This window comes from Caballeronia sp. M1242 (genome assembly GCF_017220215.1).
Classification (GTDB): Bacteria; Pseudomonadota; Gammaproteobacteria; order Burkholderiales; family Burkholderiaceae; genus Caballeronia.
Window position 1 is genome coordinate 139466 of the sequence record NZ_CP071129.1, and the last position, 18899, is coordinate 158364.

Consider the following 18899-nt stretch of genomic DNA (forward strand, 5'->3'; position numbering starts at 1 on the left):
GTCTACGGAATAAAAAAAGTTCCCGCCCATCACGCGGCGCTTTTCTTGCGTATCACGCGCAGCATATGTCTTTGCACAACGTTCGCCACGCTCGCCACGCGCGATCAGCGCAGCGGCGCGAGCGCGCGTTCCGCATCGGCCGATGAGATCGCCATGCGTTGCGCGAAGCTCTGCAGCTGATCGTCGCCGATCTTGCCAACCGAAAAGTACGTGCTTTCCGGATGCGCGAGATAGAAACCCGAAACGCTCGCGGCCGGCGTCATCGCGAGCGATTCGGTCAGGCTCATGCCGATTTCCTCTGCCTGAAGCACTTCGAACATATCGCGCTTCACGAGATGATCGGGGCACGCCGGATAGCCGGGCGCGGGACGGATGCCGCTGTACTTCTCCGCGATGAGCGCTTCGTTGTCGAGCGTTTCGTTGGCGGCATAGCCCCACAGTTCGCGGCGCACGCGCGCATGCAGCGCCTCGGCGAAGGCTTCCGCGAAACGGTCGGCGAGCGCCTTCAGCATGATCGCGCTGTAGTCGTCGTGATCGGCGGCGAACTGCTGTTCTTTCTTGTCGACGCCGAGGCCTGCCGTCACGGCGAACAGACCGATGTAATCGGCCACGCCCGATTCCTTCGGCGCGATGAAGTCCGCCAGCGAGCGATTCGGCCGCATGACGCCGTCGACCACCGGCCGCACGCTTTGCTGTCGCAGATTGCGCCAGGTCATCGCCACTTTCGAGCGCGACTCGTCGGTGTAGATCTCGATGTCGTCGTCATTCACCGTGTTCGCGGGCAAGAGCGTGATGACGCCGTTCGCCGTGAGCCAGCGGCCCTGGATGATGCGCGAGAGCATCGACTTGCCGTCCGAGAACACGCGCCGCGCCGATTCGCCGACGATCTCGTCGTTCAGAATGGCCGGGTACGGTCCCGCCAGATCCCACGTCTGGAAGAACGGGCCCCAGTCGATGTAATTCGCCAGATCCGCGAGGTCGTAGTTCTTGAACACGCGCCGCCCGATGAAGCTCGGCTTTTTCGGCTGATACGCGCTCCAGTCGATCTTCGTCTTGTTGGCGCGAGCCTCGGCGTAGGTCACCATCGGCTGCGCCTTCTTGTTCGCGTGCTGCGTGCGAATGCGTTCATAGTCGGTCTTCAGTTCGTCGAGGAACTTGGCCGCGCCTTCGTCCGACAAGAGGCTCGATGCCACCGACACCGAACGCGACGCGTCCGCCACGTACACGACCGGGCCATCGTAATTCGGCGCGATCTTCACGGCGGTATGCACGCGCGAAGTCGTCGCGCCGCCGATCAGAAGCGGCGTCTGCTTGCCGCGGAAGTATTCGTCGCGCTGCATTTCCGAGGCGACGTAAGCCATTTCTTCGAGACTCGGCGTAATCAGCCCCGACAGGCCGATAATATCCGCGCCTTCTTCCTTCGCCTTCTGCAGGATGGTCGCGCAGGGCACCATCACGCCCATGTTGACCACTTCGAAGTTGTTGCACTGGAGCACCACCGACACGATGTTCTTGCCGATGTCGTGCACATCGCCCTTCACGGTCGCGATGACGATCTTGCCTTTGGACCGCACGTCCGCGCCCGCATCGGCGAGACGCTTCTTCTCTTCTTCGATGAAAGGGATCAGATGCGCGACCGCCTGCTTCATCACGCGCGCCGACTTCACCACTTGCGGCAGAAACATCTTGCCCGCGCCGAAGAGGTCGCCGACGATGTTCATGCCGTCCATCAGCGGCCCTTCGATCACGTTGATCGGCCGGCCGCCCGCCTGTTCGATCTTCGCGCGCACTTCCTCGGTATCTTCCACGATGAAGGTCGTGATGCCGTGCACGAGCGCATGCGAAAGTCGCGCCTCGACCGGCTGATTGCGCCATTCGAGGTTCTCTTCCTTCTTCGCCGCGCCGGTCTTGAACTTGTCGGCGATTTCGAGCAGACGGTCGGTGGCGTCTTCACGGCGATTGAGCACGACATCTTCGACGCGCTCACGCAGTTCGGGATCGAGGTCGGCATAGACGCCGAGCTGCCCCGCGTTCACGATGCCCATGTCCATGCCCGCCTGAATGGCGTGATAGAGGAACACCGTGTGAATGGCTTCGCGCACCGGATCATTGCCGCGAAACGAGAACGACACGTTCGACACGCCGCCGCTCACCTTCGCGTGCGGCAGGTTTTCCTTGATCCAGCGCGTTGCGTTGATGAAATCGACCGCGTAGTTGTTGTGCTCTTCGATGCCCGTCGCGATCGCGAAGATGTTCGGATCGAAAACGATGTCTTCCGGCGCGAAGCCCACTTCGTTCACGAGAATGTCGTAGGAACGCTTGCAGATTTGCGTCTTGCGTTCGAACGTGTCGGCCTGACCTTGCTCGTCAAAGGCCATGACGACGGCAGCCGCGCCGTAGCGGCGAATCAGCTTCGCGTGATGACGGAACGCGTCTTCGCCTTCCTTCAGCGAAATCGAATTGACGATCGCCTTGCCCTGCACGCACTTGAGCCCGGCTTCGATCACTTCGAACTTGGAGGAGTCGATCATGATCGGCACGCGCGCGATGTCCGGCTCGGACGCAATCAGATTCAGAAAGCGCACCATCGCCGCTTTCGAATCGAGCATGGCTTCGTCCATGTTCACGTCGATCACCTGCGCGCCGTTTTCGACCTGTTGCCGCGCGACGGCGAGCGCCTCGTCGAACTGGCCGTTCAGGATCATGCGCGCGAACGCCTTCGAGCCCGTCACGTTCGTGCGTTCGCCGACGTTGATGAAGAGCGAGCCTTCGGTGACGTTGAACGGCTCGAGGCCGGAAAGACGCATCGTGTGATCGGTCATGGTCGTTCGCTTCTCTTCTGTTTCTCTTGGTCGATTCGGGCAGTACTAAGTACTTAAGCGGCGTCGCGGTATTGCGAAGGGAAGGCGCGCGGCTTGACTTGCGCGAGCGCCTTCGCGATCTCGGCGATATGCTCAGGCGTCGTTCCGCAGCACCCGCCCGCGAGATTGACCAGTCCCGCTTGCGCGAACTCTTTAAGCAGCCCCGATGTCACGTCGGGCGTTTCGTCGAAGCCGGTGTCGCTCATCGGATTCGGCAGGCCGGCGTTCGGATAGCACGAGACGTACGTATCGCAGAGCTTCGCCAACTCGGCGATATACGGACGCATGAGCGCCGCGCCGAGCGCGCAGTTGAGCCCGAACGTCAGCGGCTTCGCGTGACGCAGCGAGTTCCAGAACGCCTCGACGGTCTGGCCCGACAGAATGCGGCCCGAGGCGTCCGTGACCGTGCCGGAGATCATGATCGGCAGGCGTTCGCCCGTGTTCTCGAAGAGCTCGTCCAGCGCGAAGAGCGCCGCCTTCGCGTTGAGGGTGTCGAAGATGGTTTCGACGAGAAAGAGATCGCAGCCCGCATCGAGTAGCGCCTTCGCTTGCTCGTAGTACGCGTCGCGCAGTTCATCGAAGCTCACGTTGCGCGCGCCGGGATCGTTCACGTCCGGCGAGATGCTCGCGGTCTTCGGCGTCGGGCCGATCGCGCCCGCGACGAAGCGCGGCTTGTCGGGCGTCGAGAACGCATCGCAGGCTTCGCGGGCGAGTTTCGCCGACGCGAAGTTCATCTCGGCGGCCAGGTCTTCCATGCCGTAATCAGCCTGCGCGACGCGCGTGGCGCCGAACGTGTTCGTCTCGATGATATCGGCGCCCGCCGCGAGGTATTGGTCGTGAATCTCGCGGATGATCTGCGGCTGCGTGATGGAGAGCAACTCGTTGTTGCCCTTGATATCGCGGCCATAATCCTTGAAGCGATCACCGCGATAAGCGGCTTCGTCCAGCTTGTAGCGCTGAATCATGGTGCCCATCGCGCCATCGAGGATCAGAATGCGCTGCTGCAACAGCGTGGGAAGCGCGGCGCCGCGCGTGTAATCGCGCGCGGGAATCGAGAGACTCGGAGTGGCGTTCTGGTTCATGACGGACAGGCCCTGCACCGGATAGGAAATAGTCCGTCATTGTAGCCGCAGCGCGATGCGGTCGCTCCCGGCGCGGTTTGCTTCAAGGCGAAGCGGACAGGCGAAAAAAAGAACCCCGCCGAGGCTTCGGCGGGGTCTTCTCTGGCGTGTCGCTCGTTTGCCGTATTGCGTGGCTCGCCTCATTCGCCGATCCGCCGGCGAGCATGGCGGCGCGGGCGCAAGACTCGGAGCGCCCGCGCGAAACGTGGCGTTAGTGCAGCACCACGGGCTGGGTCATCAAGACATCGAACTGGCCGAGGAATTCATCGACATCCTCGAGCGATGGTTCTTCTTCGATCAGCTTTTGCACATGCTCGCGGAATTTTGCCGCAAGCTCGCCGTCGATGAAGATCTCCCGTTGCGTGTTCTTGTCGACGATTTCGTACCCGCCCGACATCATCGCGAGATGATTGGCCTGGGGTGGAAATTCAACGACGCAATAGTTAGGGCTGTTGTAGATCATTTGCATGGCGACACTCCTTATTCCTGTTGCTCCCGCAACCTGCATCGTAGTTGGAGCGACTGGGTGGGAATTCAAGGGGTGGCCTCGACGTGATGCCGTGTTATCGAGGCTTTTTTCTGTGAAACGTGGTCAGGCGGCCTCACGCAGGAACGCATCGAGCAATGCGCAAAAGCGTTGCGACGCCTCGATCGGAGACATGTGTGCCGCATCCAGAAGTTCGAATTGCGCGCCCGGCACCGTGTCGGCGATTACCTTGGATTCAGCATGCGGCGTGCCATTGTCGTGTTCACCGGCCACGACGAGCGTGCGCTTTTGAATCGACGCCAGTTGGTCCTTTGCATCGAAACGGCTCAAGGCTTCCGCGGCCTTCGCGAAACCTTCGTCGGGCGTGCGCGCAATCGTTTCGCCGACCTGCTCGATCACTTCGGGGTGCGCTTTACGAAAACCCTCCGTGAACCAGCGTTCCAGCGTCGATTCCACCATACTCCCTATGCCGTTCTGACGCACGGAAGCCGCGCGTTGCAAAAACGTCGAGCGCGCTTCCTCGCGGATGAACGCGGGCGCGCCCACGACCGTCAGCGAATCCACTTTGTCCGCATGGTTGATCGCGAACTTCTGCGCGACCATGCCGCCCAGCGACAAGCCGACGACATGCGTGCTCGGCGCACCGAGCTTGTCGAGCAACTCGGACAGATCATCGGCGAGATCGTCGACGCTGAACCCGTCCGGCGAGACCGCCGTGTAGCCGTGGCCGCGCAGGTCGTAACGCAGCACGGTGAAATCGTTGCGGAAGTAGCCGGCCATCTGGTCCCACGCGGACAGATCGCCGGCGAGTGGATGGATGAAGGTCAGCCAGGGACCGCCGCCTTCGTTGTCGAGAACGTATCGGGTTTCGATGCCTTTGTTGTTCACCTGCATATCCGCTCCGTGGAGGTCGCTTTGAGAATCCGTGCGTCCCGTGAGACCGTGGGACGCGCCGCCGCTACGGCCTGACGGTTGCATCGTCGGCGGCGGGTGCGGTTTCCTCTGACGCATCCGTCGTGCCCGGCGCGTTGTTCTCGGCAGCGGAAGCCGCTTGCAGCTTGCCGGCCCACAGCATTTCGATCTGCATGCCATTGGGCTCCGTCTGGAGGATGCGCGCGGGCAGCCAGCCGAGCGCCGGAGCCAGCCAGATGTCGAGCTTGCGCCGGTCACCTTCGCGGCGCGGCAGGCGCGTGAAATGCCGCGCGGTGACGAAACCGTCGCGCGTCTGCACCGTTTCATCGCCGACGGTTTCCATCGGCCAGATTTCGCTGCTGTCGTTATCCGCGACGCTGAACTGCCGCGTGACGCCGGGTTTGTAGACATCGGGCGCGCCGCGCACGAGGCTCGTCAGTTGCATGACGACGCTGAAGCGATCCTGCGCGCCGTCCGCGAGCGGCTGGCTATTCGGCGTGCGCGTGTAGACAATCTGCTTCGTTTCGCGATTGAAGACGGCGACATCGGCGGCGCGGCGGCCGCGTTTCTCCGAATACTGTTCCGGCGCGATGCCGAAGGCATCGATATGGCCCTTGCTCGAATACACGTACGGACCGACGAACGGCAGCGGAATGGAGACGACCATCTCGTAGTGCTGGCCGTCGTTCGTCCAGCGGATCGTGCCGGTCTGATTCATCACGCCGTTGACGAGCGTGTCGTAGCGTAGGTCGCCGGTCTGGGGGACGCTGAATTTGTCGCCGGAAGCGGTTGGGGTCGAGGCTGCGGTTGCGGTTGCAGCTGCGGTTCCGGTTGGTGCGGACGCGCTCGCGGCACTCGCGCCCGAAGCCGCCACGCCCGATGCCGCCGCAGGTTCACCGGGCTGCGGCGTGGCCGCGCTCAACACGGGCGCGGGCGCAGCGGGTTTCGGCGCAGGCGCGGCCTTGGGCGGCGCAGGCCGCGCGACATGCGCAGGCGCGGCTGGTTTGACAGGCGCAGGCGGCGTGACGGGCTTCGGCGTCAGCAATTCCACCTGAACGGGCGGCTTCTGCTCGGGCGTACGGTTCGCCGGCTGCTTCGCGTGTTCGATCCAGCGCATCGCGCTCCAATGCAGCGCGGCGACGATCAGCGCCGCCCCAACCCAGCGCCCCCAGCGCCCCCAGCGACGAGGCGCATCCGGCGCGGACGCGGCAGCGGAAGGCTCGCCCGGCGCAGCAGGCGGACGATGAAACGAAAACAGGGGCATCGAACGAAGCGGAAAGAGAAGCAATGGCGCGACGACAGAAGCGGTTATGACACGCGCGCTCGCGGCGATGTTCCGCGCGCAGGCGCGATCACCGTTCGCCCGCCTTGTATCCCAGTTCATACGACAGGCTGCGCGCGCATTCCCGCAGCGCCGAATCGATCTCGCCGCCCCAGCGCGTATCGAACGCGCCTTCGTGTCCGAGCGCGATGAGCCCGAGCGCGAGTTCGCCGGTCGAATCGAAAACGGGCATGCAGAAAGCGTGGATCGACGGCAGCAACATGCCTTCGACGCGCGCCGCGCCATGTTCGCGGACATCGGCGAAAAGCGGTTCGACATCAGCGAGTGTTTGCTTACTCGCAGCGAGTTCGCGTTCAAGCATCGGCTGCGTCTTGCTGCGCGGCAGATACGCGGCAAAGAGCAGTCCCGTTGCCGACGACAGCAGCGGCATTACGTCGCCGAGCTTCAGCGATGCCTTCGCCGGGTAGCTCGACTCCATCCAGTGCACGACCGTCGGCCCCTGATTGCCCCACACCGCGATGCCCACGGTCTGGTCGATGCGATCACGCAATTCGGCCAGCGCAATGCGCGCGAGCTTCACGCCATCGACGCGCGCGAGCCTGGCGAGCCCCATCTGCAGGGCAAAGCCGCCGAGTTCGTAGCGGCCCGTGAGCGGGTCCTGCGAAGCGAGCCCGAGCCGCACGAAGCTCACCAGATACCGATGCGCTTTCGCCGGGCTCATGCCCGCGCGCTGCGCGAGATCGCGCAGCATCATGGCGCGCGGCTCGTGAGTCAGCACATCGAGCAATCGGAAGCCGACTTCGATCGACTGAATGCCCGAGCGCAGCTTTTCTTCGGATGCGTCGAGGTCGAGTTCGTCGCCGGTGGCGGGCGCGTTGGATGGCATGGAAAGCGGGAAGGCGATGGATTCACCATCGTAAAATAGATTTCCCTCAACGTCATCTCAGCCCGACTCCGCCTTATGAAACTTGCCACGCTGAAGGACGGCACGCGCGACGGCCAGCTCATCGTCGTATCGCGCGATCTGCGCACGGCTGTCATTCCCGATGGAATCGTCTCCACGCTGCAACGCGCGCTCGACGACTGGCCGTTCTACGCGCCGCAGCTTTACGACGTCTACGAAGCGTTGAATCAGGGCCGCGCCCGCCACACGTTTTCGTTCGATGCGAAGTCATGCATGGCGCCGCTGCCCCGCGCGTTTCAATGGGCCGATGGCTCGTCCTACGTGAATCACGTCGAGCTCGTGCGGCGCGCGCGCGGCGCCGAAATGCCGGCTGAATTCTGGACCGACCCGCTCATGTATCAGGGCGGCAGCGACGACTTTCTCGGGCCGACGGACGACATCGTGTGCGCGTCGGAATCGTATGGCATCGACTTCGAGGCGGAAGTCGCCGTCATCACCTCCGATGTGCAGATGGCGCCCACGCCCGACGAAGCATTGAAAAGCGTGCGCTTGCTGATGCTGGTCAACGATGTCTCGCTGCGCAATCTCATTCCCGCCGAACTCGCGAAGGGCTTCGGCTTCTTCCAGAGCAAGCCTGCCACCGCGTTCTCGCCCGTGGCCGTCACGCCCGACGAACTCGGCGACGCGTGGCGCGAAGGCCGCGTGCATCGCCCGATGACCGTGCACTGGAACGGCAAAAAGGTGGGCCAGCCGGATTGCGGCGTGGACATGGTGTTCCACTTCGGCCAGCTGATCGCGCACGCGGCGAAGACGCGCAATTTGCGCGCAGGGTCGATCGTCGGTTCGGGCACGATCTCGAACAAGGACACGAAGCGCGGCTACTGCTGTATCGCGGAAAAGCGCTGCCTGGAGACCATCGAGCACGGCGCGCCGCAGACGGAGTTCATGAAGTTCGGCGACAGCGTGAAGATCGAAATCTTCGACGACGCGGGCAAGTCCATTTTCGGCGCAATCGATCAGGCCGTCGTGCAGCTCGAACACTGATATCGCGCGATGAAACAAACGGCGCAACGGGTTTCGCCCGATGCGTCGAGAGCACCGGCCACCGTACACTCTCCGGGCGTTGCGGCTCACGCGCCGCGCGACGACAAAAAACAAAAGGAGACTTCCATGCGCAGAAGCAAGTGGGTGGCCGCAGCCGTGCTCGCATTCGCCGCGACGACAGCGGCGTTCGCGCAAACGCCGCACGTCAAGATCGGGCTCGTGCTGTCGCTGACGGGACCGGCCGCGTCGCTCGGCATTCCCGCCCGCGATACCGTCGCGCTTCTGCCTAAGGAAATGGGCGGCGCGAGCGTCGACTACATCGTGCTCGACGACGCCTCCGACACCACGCAAGCCGTGCAGACCACGAAGAAGCTCATCAGCGAGAATCAGGTCGATGCGATCATCGGCTCGTCGATCACGCCGAATTCGCTCGCGATGATCGATGTCGTCGCGCAAGGTCAAACGCCGATGATCTCGCTGGCGTCATCGGCGAAGATCATCGAGCCTGTCGACGACAAGCGCCGGTGGGTGTTCAAGACGCCGCAAACCGACGCGATGATGGCCTCCGCGATTGCCGAGCACGCGAGCAATCACGGCGTGAAGACGCTCGCGTACATCGGCCAGGCGGACGCGCTCGGCGAGACCTTCTACGCGGAAGTCGCGAAGTTCGCGCAATTGCACAAGATCACCGTGGTCGCCAACGAGCGGTTCAATCGCACGGACCCGAGCGTGACCGGGCAGATTCTCAAGATTCTCGCGGCCAAGCCGGACGCGGTGGTGGTCGGCGCGGCTGGCACGCCTGCCGCGTTGCCGCCGAAGACGCTCGCGCAGCGCGGCTACAAGGGCAAGGTGTATCACAATCACGGCGTGGGCAATCGCGACTTCCTGCGCGTGTGCGGCGCGGATTGCAACGGCACGTTCCTCCCCACGAGCCCGGTGCTCGTCGCGGCGCAGTTGCCGGACGATCATCCGGCCAAGCGCCTCGCGCTCGACTACATCAAACTGTACGAAGCGAAGCAGGGCGCGGGCACGGTCTCGGCGTTCGGTTCGTATGCGTGGGACGCGGGCATGCTGCTCCAACGCGCCGTTCCGATCGCGATGAAAGCCGGCGCGCCGGGCACGCCCGCGTTTCGCGGCGCGCTGCGCGATGCGCTCGAAGGCACGAAGAACTTCGCGGACACGAACGGCGTCGTCAACATGACGCCCAACGATCACATCGGCCTCGACCAGCGCGCCCGCGTGATGGTCGAGATTCGCGACGGCAAGTGGGTGTATCAGCCGCGCTAGACCACATCGAACGGACATGAGCGATCTCTCCTTGTATTCGCGCTACACGTCGCTGCACTTGCGCCGTCACGCGCATGGCGTGCTGGAAGTCGTCATGCCGGGCGCGGGCGCGAACAAGAGCGGCCTCTCAACCGCCGACGCCAACATGCACCGCGAACTCGCGGAGATCTGGCGCGACATCGACCGCGATCCCGAGACGCGCGTCGCGCTGATTCGCGGCGAGGGCAAGGGCTTCTCGGCGGGTGGCGACCTCGCGCTCGTCGAGCAGATGGCGAACGACTTCGACGTGCGCGCGCGAGTCTGGCGCGAGGCGCGCGATCTCGTGTACAACGTGATCAATTGCAGCAAGCCGATCGTCTCGGCCATGCACGGCCCGGCGGTCGGCGCGGGGCTGGTCGCGGGCTTGCTCGCGGATATCTCCATTGCGTCGAAGTCGGCGCGCATCATCGACGGACATACGCGGCTCGGCGTCGCGGCGGGCGATCACGCGGCGATCATCTGGCCGCTGCTGTGCGGGATGGCGAAGGCCAAGTACTATCTGCTCCTGTGCGAGCCCGTGAGCGGCGAAGAGGCGGAGCGCATCGGACTGGTATCGCTCGCGGTGGAAGAGAACGAACTCATGCCGAAGGCGATCGAAGTGGCGAACCGGCTCGCGCACGGATCGCAGACGGCCATCCGCTGGACCAAGTACGCGCTGAACAACTGGCTGCGCATGGCGGGGCCGACGTTCGATACATCGCTCGCGCTGGAATTCATGGGCTTTGCCGGACCGGACGTGCACGAGGGCATGCGTTCGCTGCGGGAGCGCCGCGCGCCGGACTTTCCGGGCGACGCGCCGTTCTGACGCGGCCCGGCATGGCTAGTGGCTAGTGGCTAGCCAAGGCGATCAACCAATCAAGAGGAGCGACGAATGACGGACACCTCAGGCGGCACCCCGCCGTTTTCGATTCCCGGCTTCCCCGGTTTCTCCGGCCTGGGCCAGGCGGACATGATGGGCAAGATGTGGGAAATGATGCGCCTGAATCCGTTCGCGGCCGCGATGTCGGGCGGCGCGCAGGGCGCGAATCCCTCGCTATCCATGATGTCGGACATGCTCGCGCCGCTCACGAACATCGAGGAACTGGACAAGCGGGTGACGGACATGCGCGCCGTCGAGCAGTGGCTCAAGCTCAACCTGAACATGCTGCAATCGGCGATTCAGGCGCTCGAAGTGCAGCGCGCGACGCTCGCCACGCTGCGCGCGTTCGGCGCGTTCGCGCAGACGTCCGTCGAGAATGCGCAGAACGCGGCGGCGGAGACATCGAAGGCGGCGGGCCGCTGGCCGATGGGCGGCGCCGCATCGAGCGACGCGCCGAAGGCCGCGCCCGGCGAGCGCGCGGCGCCCACGGAAAGCGACAACCCGGAAGCGGGCGCGAACTCCGACGCGCCGCTGCCGCCGGGCTTCGATCCGAGCGGCTGGTGGAACGCGCTGCAATCGCAGTTCAACCAGCTCGCGCAACTGGCGATGATTCAGCCGGGCATGGCGGGCGCGCCGGCGGGTCAGCCCTCGGCGTCGGCCGAAGAAAGTTCGACCGCGCCGGCTCCCAGCAGTCAACCGGGCGACGACACGTCAGCCGCCGCAGCAGCGGCAAAAAAGGCGGCCGCGCGCAAAGCGCCGCCGCGAAAGAAACCGGAATAGGCATCGCGCCGTCTTGCGCGAGCGGCATCGGCTGGGAAAAACGCCTGGCGGCCACGCGGTCGCCGGGCGTTTCTTTTAGGGTGCCGCGACGGCTCCCGCGTGGCTTCGCCGCGTCGCTGCCCATTGACATATTTTGTCTAAGGTTCACTATGCAACAAGAACGGTTTTGTCCACCTGCGCGGCTAGGCACGCATTCTGCATAGGACCGTCCACGTGCTCAACAACCGTTTTTGTCCATGACAAACACATCGGAAGACAACCTGCAATCGGACTCTGACGCGCAGCCCGCAGGACAGAGCGAATTCCCTCCAGAGGCCCCGCTGTTACGTTCGGTGGGATCGGGCGTGACCGGCGTGGGCATCGGCGCCATCGCTCAGGAGATTGGTCTGACGAAGGACACGCTGCGCGTCTGGGAGCGGCGCTACGGCTTTCCGCAGCCCATGCGCTCACCCGGCGGAGAGCGGCTGTATCCGCAGGAACAGGTGACGAAGCTGCGGCTCGTGAAGCGCCTGCTCGACGCGGGGCATCGGCCGAGCAAGGTCCTCGCGCAGCCGATCGAGGCGTTGCAGCAACTCGCCGAGTCGTCGGGCGTCGGACAGGACGCGCCGGACGCCGAACTGGACCACTTCATCGCCCTGCTGCGCAACGGCGCGTACGAGGACTTCCGCTTCGGACTGCTGCGACGCGCGACGCGCGACGGTCTGGAGCGCTTCGTGGTCGACGTCGCCGCGCCGCTTGCCGCCCGGGTGGGAAACGCGTGGGCGGCGGGCACGCTTCAGGTCTACCACGAGCATTTGTTCAGCGAGTCGATCCAGTTCACGCTGCGCACGCTGATGCGCCCGCTCTCCGAGGCGCTGCGCGGTCGCGGCGGCCGGCCGCGCGTGCTGTTGACGACGCTCTCCGGCGAAGGCCACGGTCTCGGCATTCTGATGGCCGAAGCCATGTTCAGCCTCTGCGAGTGCGAATGCGTGCAGTTGGGGTTGCAGACGCCGCTGCACGACATCGTCAGCGCGGCGGTGGCGCATGAGGTCGATGTCGTCGGATTGTCGTTCACGGCGGTGCTTCCGGCTCAGGTCATCGCAAACGGACTGACCGAGCTGCGCAGCATGTTGCCGCCGCACATCCGCATCTGGGTCGGCGGCAGCAGTCCGGCGCTGCGCCGCAAGCTGAACGAGGGCGTGGAGCATCTCGCAGGTTTGACGCCGATCGAAGAGTTCGTGGCGGCTTGGCGCGAAAGCGCCGTGCTATGATCGGGAACGCTTGCTCGCGCGAGCCCGAGCGGGCCTGCGGACGTCGCGGCATCGACCAAACGTGCGTCCGCGCGCGCCGGCGCTAGTCGCTTCGCCGCGCTGGTCAGGCGCACGTATGCGTCTTTGCTGCAAACCGCTGAGCAGGCGGCACGACGAAGCCTCGACGGAACCTGGGCACAGGTTTCGCTTCTCACCCAAGGTTAAATACGACGCACACAAGGCGGCACGCGCGCAAGAACGCGCATGTCGAGGGCGGCTGGCGCGTTGCCTCGGCGCTGAATCGAGTGCTTCCTTGTCGTTTTTCGCCTGTGGCCGCCGGAATCCCGCGTAAAATTGAAAGCTTGGTTGCTTGCGTGCAGCGGTCGTCGCGCACGTTCGACCGACCGTCATACAGATATAACGTCGCATAAGTGGCTTCAGGGGTGGACTATGAACACCATGCTTTATCCGGAACTTTATAAATCGCTGGAATCCGTCCGTTGGGATATGGAGAAGGACATCCCCTGGGACAAGTTCGATGCGTCCCTGCTCACCGACGAGCAGGCCCGGACCATCAAGATGAACGCGATCACCGAATGGTCCGCTCTTCCCGCAACCGAAATGTTTTTGCGTGACAACCACCATGACAGCGACTTCTCCGCGTTCATGAGCGTGTGGTTTTTCGAGGAGCAAAAGCATTCGCTGGTGTTGATGGAATATCTGCGCCGCTTCAGGCCCGAGCTCGTGCCGACGGAAGAAGAACTGCACGCCGTGCGCTTCGAATTCGATCCGGCGCCGCCGCTCGAAACGCTGATGCTGCACTTCTGCGGCGAAATCCGCCTGAATCACTGGTATCGCCGCGCGGCCGAATGGCACACCGAGCCGGTCATCAAGCACATCTACGAAACCATTTCGCGCGACGAGGCGCGGCACGGCGGCGCATATCTGCGCTACATGAAGAAGGCGCTCGCCAACGCAGGCGATTCGGCGCGCGCCGCGTTCGCGAAGATCGGCGTGCTGATGGCCTCCGCGCGCCGCACGGAAAAGCCGCTGCATCCGACGAACCTGCACGTCAATCAGGCGCTCTTCCCGCGCGATACCGTGCAGTCGCGTCTGCCCGATCCCGAGTGGCTCGAACGCTGGCTGGACGACCAGATCCGCTTCGACGATAGCTGGGAGAAGAAGGTCGTCGAGCGCATCTTGCACAACCTCTCGATTCTCTTCGAGCGGTCGTTCGTCACCGCGCAGGAGCTGAACCGCTATCGCAAGGAAGTGGTGCAGCGTCTGCAAGCCGCGTCCGGCGGCTCCAGCGGACAGCCCGCGTAACAACGTATCGCGCGCATGAACAAACGGCCTGCCGGCTCACATCGGCGGGCCGTTTTGCTTTCCAGGCCGCGTGCTTCGCCGGCGAGACGCCGTGGCACAATGCGCGCTTTCCGAACTACCCGTTGATCATCGCCATGCCCGCCACTTTCGAACGCAAGATCACCACGCGCGACGCGCTCGCCGCGCTCCGCCCGACGCTCGCGGGGCCGGTCGTGTTCACCAACGGCGTGTTCGACATCCTGCATCGCGGACACGTGACCTATCTTGCCGACGCGAAGGCGCTCGGCGCGACGCTGATCGTCGGCGTGAACAGCGACGCCTCCGTGCGCACGCTCGGCAAGGGCGACGATCGCCCGATCAATCGCGAGGACGACCGCATGGCGCTGCTCGCGGCGCTCGAAAGCGTGGATTGGGTCGTGAAGTTCGAGGAATCGACGCCGCTGCAACTGATCGACGCCCTGCGCCCGGACGTGCTCGTCAAAGGCGGCGACTACGACATGGACAAGCTCGCCGAATCGGCGCTCGTGCGCGGCTGGGGCGGCAAGGCGCTCGCGATTGCGTTCGAGCATGACCGCTCGACCACCGCGCTCTTGAAGAAGGTCCGCGCGCAGTCCTGAACGGCCGCGTTACTGGCCGAGCGGCTTCGTCTCCACGTTCGCGGCGGGCGCGGGACCGCCGACCTGCGGCTGATCGGCTGCTTCCTCGGGACGCAGCGGCCGCGTCGTCAGCGTTTCGGGCCGCACCTGTTGCAACAGATGATGCGGCTCGCGCGCACCGGCGGCGGGCAGCGACGATCCGAACATGCCGTGCACGAGCGCGAACACCAGCACGTTGGCCAGAATGAGTAAAGCAATGAGCCAGCGCAGCATGCCAGGGGCTCCGTCAGTCGGTTCGTAATCAGTCAGTTCGGTGCGTGGCCGATTCCCGCGCGATGAGCGCGAGGCCGGCGAGCACGAGGGAATCGTGGCGAGTGTGCCGCACCGTGAGCGCGCCCGCAATCTCGTTGGCCGCGCCGCCGCCGAGCACGAGCCGCACGTCGGCTTGCCAGTCCGCGCGCAGATCGCGCCATGCGCGTTCGATCAGGCTCGCTTGCGCGAGCAGGCAGCCCGCCGAGAGCGCGGCGGCCGTATCGGTGGCGAAGAGGCTGCGCGGCGCGGCTTCCGCGTGGCCGAGCGCGCGGCGCGCGGCGGCGGCATCGAGTGTCGGCAGCTGCGCGGTGTGACTGCCGAGCGATTGCATCATCAGCGACCAGCCCGGCGCGATCAATCCGCCGGTGAAGACGCCATCGGCGCGCAACGCTTCGAGCGTCGTCGCGGTGCCGAAGGTGGCGATCAGCACGTTCTCGCCGGGAAACGCGGCGCGCGCCCCGATCAGGCCCGCCCAGCGGTCGCTGCCGAGCTTGTCCGGTTCGGCGTAGGGGTTCGTCACGCCGCATTGCGCGGCCTTCGCGCGCACGACGGTGCGCGGCAGCGCCGGCCAGCGCGCGTCGATCATGCGGTCGATGCGCGCCTGCGCCGCCGCGCCGGCCACGTTCGAGATCCACGCGCTGTCGGGCCGAGGCAGCGCCGACCATGCGGCGAGCGCCGGATCGGCGGCATCGCTCTTAGCGGATTCACGTTCGTGCTCCAGTGCGCCGCCCGCGATGGCCGCGCCGTCCGCATCCACGAGCGACCACTTGATGCGGCTGTTGCCTGCGTCGATCAGCAGCATCGGCGCGTCGCTCACGGACGCTCCTTCGCGAGCCGCAGCGACAGTTCGCCCGTCGCGACGGCGCGCGGTCCTTCGGGCGCGTCGATCAGCAAGTGCCCGCTGTCGTCGACGCCGGTGGCGACGCCGCGCGTGACTTCCTGTCCCTGATCGATCAGCACGACTTCGCGGCCCGCATAGGCGTGCGCGTCGGTCCAGCGCTGGCGGAACGGCCGGAAGCCGTCCGCTTCGAAGCGGGGCAGCGCCGTGTCGAGCGCATTCAGCAGCGCGGCGAGCGTGTCCGTAAGATTCGCGTCCGGCCACGCGCGGGCGAGCGCGGCGGGCGCTGCGCCGGGAATGGCGGCGGCGGACGGCGAGTGGCGGTTCGCGTCGTCCACTTGCGCGGCGAGCTGCTCCGCGCCGTGCAGATTCACGCCGATGCCGATCACCACCGCCGTCGCGCCCGGCGCATTCCACGCCGTCTCGATCAGGATGCCGGCGAGCTTGCCGTCGTCGAGCAGCACGTCGTTCGGCCACTTCAGCGCAGGGCGCGCGGACGGCGTGAGCGGCAGCCGCGCGAGCGCGTCGAGCACGGCCGTGCCGATGGCAAGACTCAAGCCCGACAGCCCTTCGATGGGCCGCCGCAGCACGTAGCCCACCGACATCAGCAGCGCATTGCCCGGCTCGGCGAGCCACGCGCGGCCGCGCCGCCCGCGCCCGGCGGTCTGCGCATACGCGATGCGCGCCACCGGCGCGGGCGGCGTGCGTTGCGCGACGTCGCGGGCGAGCGCGCGCATGCGCTCGACGAGATCGGCGTTGGTGGAGCCGGTTTCGTCGACGATCTCGATGGTCCAGTCGCGCGCGGCACGCTCGGCGAGCGTGGCGAGCCGGTTACGGTCGATGCGCCAGGGCGCGTCGGGGGCGAAGGCGGGAGTCGGGGTCATCGGGATATTGTAGCGGGCGGGCTCGGCGCTTCGCGTGGCGGATCGCGCCGCCGCGCAACGATCCTTCGTTACAATGTCCCTCTCCCTCAAACCGCGTTCCAACGCCCCTTCGATCCTTGAACTTCGACACGCCGCCCCGCCTGCGAGTGGAAGCCGGTCAGCAAGGCAAGGTGGTCCGTCTTTCGGGCCAGTGGACGGCGCTCGCGCTCGCGCGTGACCGCTCGAAAACCGGCGTCACGCGGCGGCTGCGCGCGATCGGACGCGAGGCCATCGGGCAGTGGGATTTGCTATCGATCGAACGGCTCGATCATGTCGGCGGGCAGGCGCTCTGGCGCATCTGGGGCCGCAAAATGCCCGCGACCGTCGCGCTGTCGGACACGCAGCGCGAAATCTTCGAGCGCGTGGCGCTGCTCGACGCGGAGCGCGAGGAGCCGGAGGCCATCGATCGCACCGATCCTGTCACGCGGCTCGGACACCTGATTTTCGCGTTCTTCGATCACCTGCACGGCGGCCTCGCGATGTTCGGCGGCTTCGTGCTCGATCTGCTCGGATTGGTCCGTCGCCCACAACGGACTCCGTGGACGGAGATTTCCGCGAACATCTATAGCGCCGGCGCGCAGGCGCTCGCGATCACGGCGCTCGTCGCGTTTCTGATCGGCATCGTGCTCAGTTATCTGTCCGCGCAGCAACTGCGCATGTTCGGCGCGAACCAGTACATCGTGAATATTCTCGGGCTGTCGGTGATTCGCGAGCTCGGGCCGGTGCTGTCCGCGATTCTCGTCGCCGGGCGCTCGGGCTCCGCGATCACCGCACAGATCGGCGTCATGCGCGTCACCGAGGAACTCGACGCGATGCAGGTCATGGGCATTCCGCACGGCCTGCGCCTCGTGCTACCGCGCGTGCTCGCGCTCGGCGTCGCCATGCCGCTGCTCGTCATGTGGACCAACATCATCGCGCTGACGGGCGGCGCGCTCGCGGCGAAGCTCGTGCTGTCCATCGACATTTCTTTCTTCATCCGCTCGCTGCCGTCCGTCGTGCCGATCGCGAATCTGTGGATCGGGCTCGGCAAGGGCGTCGTGTTCGGCATGCTAATCGCGCTCGCCGCGTGCCACTTCGGCTTTCGCATCAAGCCGAATTCGCAGAGTCTCGGCGAAGGCACGACGACGTCCGTGGTCACGTCGATCACCGTCGTGATTCTCGCGGACGCGGTGTTCGCCATCCTCTTTCAGAACGTGGGGCTCTGACGCCATGTCGACGACGCTCGCCACCGCCGTGCGCCATCAGCCGCCGCCCGCGATCGCGGAGCCGGTCATCGAAGTGCGCGATGTCACCAAACGCTACGGCAGCACGGTGATTCACGAGCATCTCAACTTCGAGGTGCGTCGAGGCGAAATCGTTGCGCTGCTGGGCGGCTCCGGTTCCGGCAAGACCACGCTCGTGCGGCAGATTCTCGGGCTCGAATCGCCGACCTCGGGCGTGATTCGCGTGCTCGGCGAGGAATGGGCGCGCATGGACGCCGAGACCGCGAAGATGCTGCGCACGCGTTCCGGCATGATGTTTCAGCAAGGCGCGCTCTTCTCGTCGCTGTCGGTGTACGACAACATCGCGCAGCCGTTTCGCGAACTCGGCAAGATTCCCGAAGACCTGATCCGCGAATTCGTGATGCTGAAGCTCGAAATGGTCGGGCTTTCGTGCAAGCACGCGACCAAGATGCCGGCCGCGCTCTCGGGCGGCATGGTGAAGCGCGTGGGCATCGCGCGGGCCATCGCGCTCGAACCCGAACTGCTGTTTCTCGACGAGCCGACGGCCGGCCTCGATCCGAAGGCATCGGACGAATTCGTCGATCTGATCGCGACGCTGCATCGCGCGCTCGGTCTCACCGTCGTCATGGTCACGCACGATCTCGATACGATGGTCGCGCTTTCTACGCGCGTCGCCGTGCTCGCGGACCGGCGCGTGCTCGTCGCGGCGCCGGTGGAAGAAGCGGTCGCGGTGGATCATCCGTTCATCCGCGAGTATTTTCTCGGGCGACGCGGACGGCGCGCGCTTCAGGCGCTGCCGCCCGAACGCCGCGCGAAGCTGCCCGCCGCCGCGCTCGACGACGCCACCATCACCGTGAAGTAGTCCGGCGCAAAAGC

Annotated in this window: 17 protein-coding genes and 1 pseudogene; 9 read left to right on the forward strand and 9 right to left on the reverse strand. The window is 65.3% G+C overall.

The annotated features are described in order from the left end of the window. Window positions 1-104 precede the first annotated feature (104 nt). The 6 genes and pseudogenes from metH to JYK05_RS00675 form a co-directional block, all read right to left on the reverse strand. Window positions 105-2834: pseudogene (metH, locus tag JYK05_RS00650) on the reverse strand (methionine synthase); the annotation flags it as partial. Window positions 2835-2875: 41 nt separating this feature from the next. After that, on the reverse strand, window positions 2876-3943 hold the full coding sequence (locus JYK05_RS00655) for a homocysteine S-methyltransferase family protein (protein ID WP_206467389.1): 1068 nt from the start codon (window positions 3941-3943) through the stop codon (window positions 2876-2878). Window positions 3944-4193: 250 nt separating this feature from the next. Next, window positions 4194-4451, reverse strand: a complete 258-nt coding sequence (locus JYK05_RS00660) for a DUF3567 domain-containing protein (RefSeq protein ID WP_175939078.1) — start codon at window positions 4449-4451, stop codon at window positions 4194-4196. Window positions 4452-4574: 123 nt separating this feature from the next. Further along, a complete protein-coding gene (locus JYK05_RS00665) occupies window positions 4575-5363 on the reverse strand; it encodes an alpha/beta fold hydrolase (RefSeq protein WP_206467390.1) in 789 nt (262 codons plus the stop codon). Between the two features lie 64 nt (window positions 5364-5427). Then, entirely contained in the window at window positions 5428-6645 is a 1218-nt protein-coding gene (locus JYK05_RS00670; protein WP_206467391.1) for a DUF3108 domain-containing protein, read from the reverse strand. A gap of 88 nt (window positions 6646-6733) precedes the next feature. Beyond that, complete coding sequence (locus JYK05_RS00675; protein ID WP_206467392.1) at window positions 6734-7549, reverse strand: IclR family transcriptional regulator; 816 nt, start codon at window positions 7547-7549, stop codon at window positions 6734-6736. Window positions 7550-7624: 75 nt separating this feature from the next. On the opposite strand from JYK05_RS00675, the gene JYK05_RS00680 reads away from it, so the two are divergent. The 7 genes from JYK05_RS00680 to rfaE2 all read left to right on the forward strand — a co-directional run bounded on the left by JYK05_RS00680 (window position 7625) and on the right by rfaE2 (window position 14748). Continuing rightward, complete coding sequence (locus JYK05_RS00680; RefSeq protein WP_206467393.1) at window positions 7625-8611, forward strand: fumarylacetoacetate hydrolase family protein; 987 nt, start codon at window positions 7625-7627, stop codon at window positions 8609-8611. Window positions 8612-8737: 126 nt separating this feature from the next. Further along, on the forward strand, window positions 8738-9898 hold the full coding sequence (locus JYK05_RS00685) for an ABC transporter substrate-binding protein (RefSeq protein ID WP_206467394.1): 1161 nt from the start codon (window positions 8738-8740) through the stop codon (window positions 9896-9898). A gap of 16 nt (window positions 9899-9914) precedes the next feature. Further along, window positions 9915-10742, forward strand: coding sequence for an enoyl-CoA hydratase/isomerase family protein (locus JYK05_RS00690; protein WP_206467395.1), 828 nt, complete (start codon window positions 9915-9917; stop codon window positions 10740-10742). Window positions 10743-10808: 66 nt separating this feature from the next. Further along, window positions 10809-11576 (forward strand): PhaM family polyhydroxyalkanoate granule multifunctional regulatory protein, encoded by a 768-nt coding sequence (locus tag JYK05_RS00695; RefSeq protein ID WP_206467396.1) that lies wholly within the window; start codon window positions 10809-10811, stop codon window positions 11574-11576. 236 nt (window positions 11577-11812) lie between these two features. Then, a complete protein-coding gene (locus JYK05_RS00700) occupies window positions 11813-12826 on the forward strand; it encodes a MerR family transcriptional regulator (RefSeq protein WP_206467397.1) in 1014 nt (337 codons plus the stop codon). Window positions 12827-13255: 429 nt separating this feature from the next. Beyond that, the gene (locus tag JYK05_RS00705) at window positions 13256-14131 is read left to right on the forward strand and encodes a ferritin-like domain-containing protein (protein ID WP_175939095.1); all 876 of its coding nucleotides are present in this window, start codon (window positions 13256-13258) and stop codon (window positions 14129-14131) included. Between the two features lie 134 nt (window positions 14132-14265). Then, on the forward strand, window positions 14266-14748 hold the full coding sequence (gene rfaE2 / locus JYK05_RS00710) for a D-glycero-beta-D-manno-heptose 1-phosphate adenylyltransferase (RefSeq protein ID WP_175939096.1): 483 nt from the start codon (window positions 14266-14268) through the stop codon (window positions 14746-14748). A gap of 9 nt (window positions 14749-14757) precedes the next feature. Here the strand turns inward: rfaE2 and JYK05_RS00715 are convergent, their stop codons facing one another. From JYK05_RS00715 to JYK05_RS00725, 3 genes are read right to left on the reverse strand one after another with little or no spacing between them, the layout of a single operon-like run. Next, window positions 14758-15000: a hypothetical protein gene (locus JYK05_RS00715; RefSeq protein ID WP_206467398.1), complete on the reverse strand. Its 243-nt coding sequence runs from the start codon at window positions 14998-15000 to the stop codon at window positions 14758-14760. A gap of 28 nt (window positions 15001-15028) precedes the next feature. Continuing rightward, complete coding sequence (locus JYK05_RS00720; protein WP_206468172.1) at window positions 15029-15841, reverse strand: type III pantothenate kinase; 813 nt, start codon at window positions 15839-15841, stop codon at window positions 15029-15031. Window positions 15842-15852: 11 nt separating this feature from the next. Further along, window positions 15853-16761, reverse strand: a complete 909-nt coding sequence (locus tag JYK05_RS00725) for a biotin--[acetyl-CoA-carboxylase] ligase (RefSeq protein WP_175939100.1) — start codon at window positions 16759-16761, stop codon at window positions 15853-15855. Window positions 16762-16877: 116 nt separating this feature from the next. Between JYK05_RS00725 and JYK05_RS00730 the strand changes: the two genes are divergently transcribed. Next, complete coding sequence (locus tag JYK05_RS00730) at window positions 16878-18005, forward strand: ABC transporter permease (RefSeq protein ID WP_206467399.1); 1128 nt, start codon at window positions 16878-16880, stop codon at window positions 18003-18005. A gap of 4 nt (window positions 18006-18009) precedes the next feature. Further along, on the forward strand, window positions 18010-18885 hold the full coding sequence (locus JYK05_RS00735; RefSeq protein WP_175939104.1) for an ABC transporter ATP-binding protein: 876 nt from the start codon (window positions 18010-18012) through the stop codon (window positions 18883-18885). The last annotated feature ends 14 nt before the right edge of the window (window positions 18886-18899 follow it).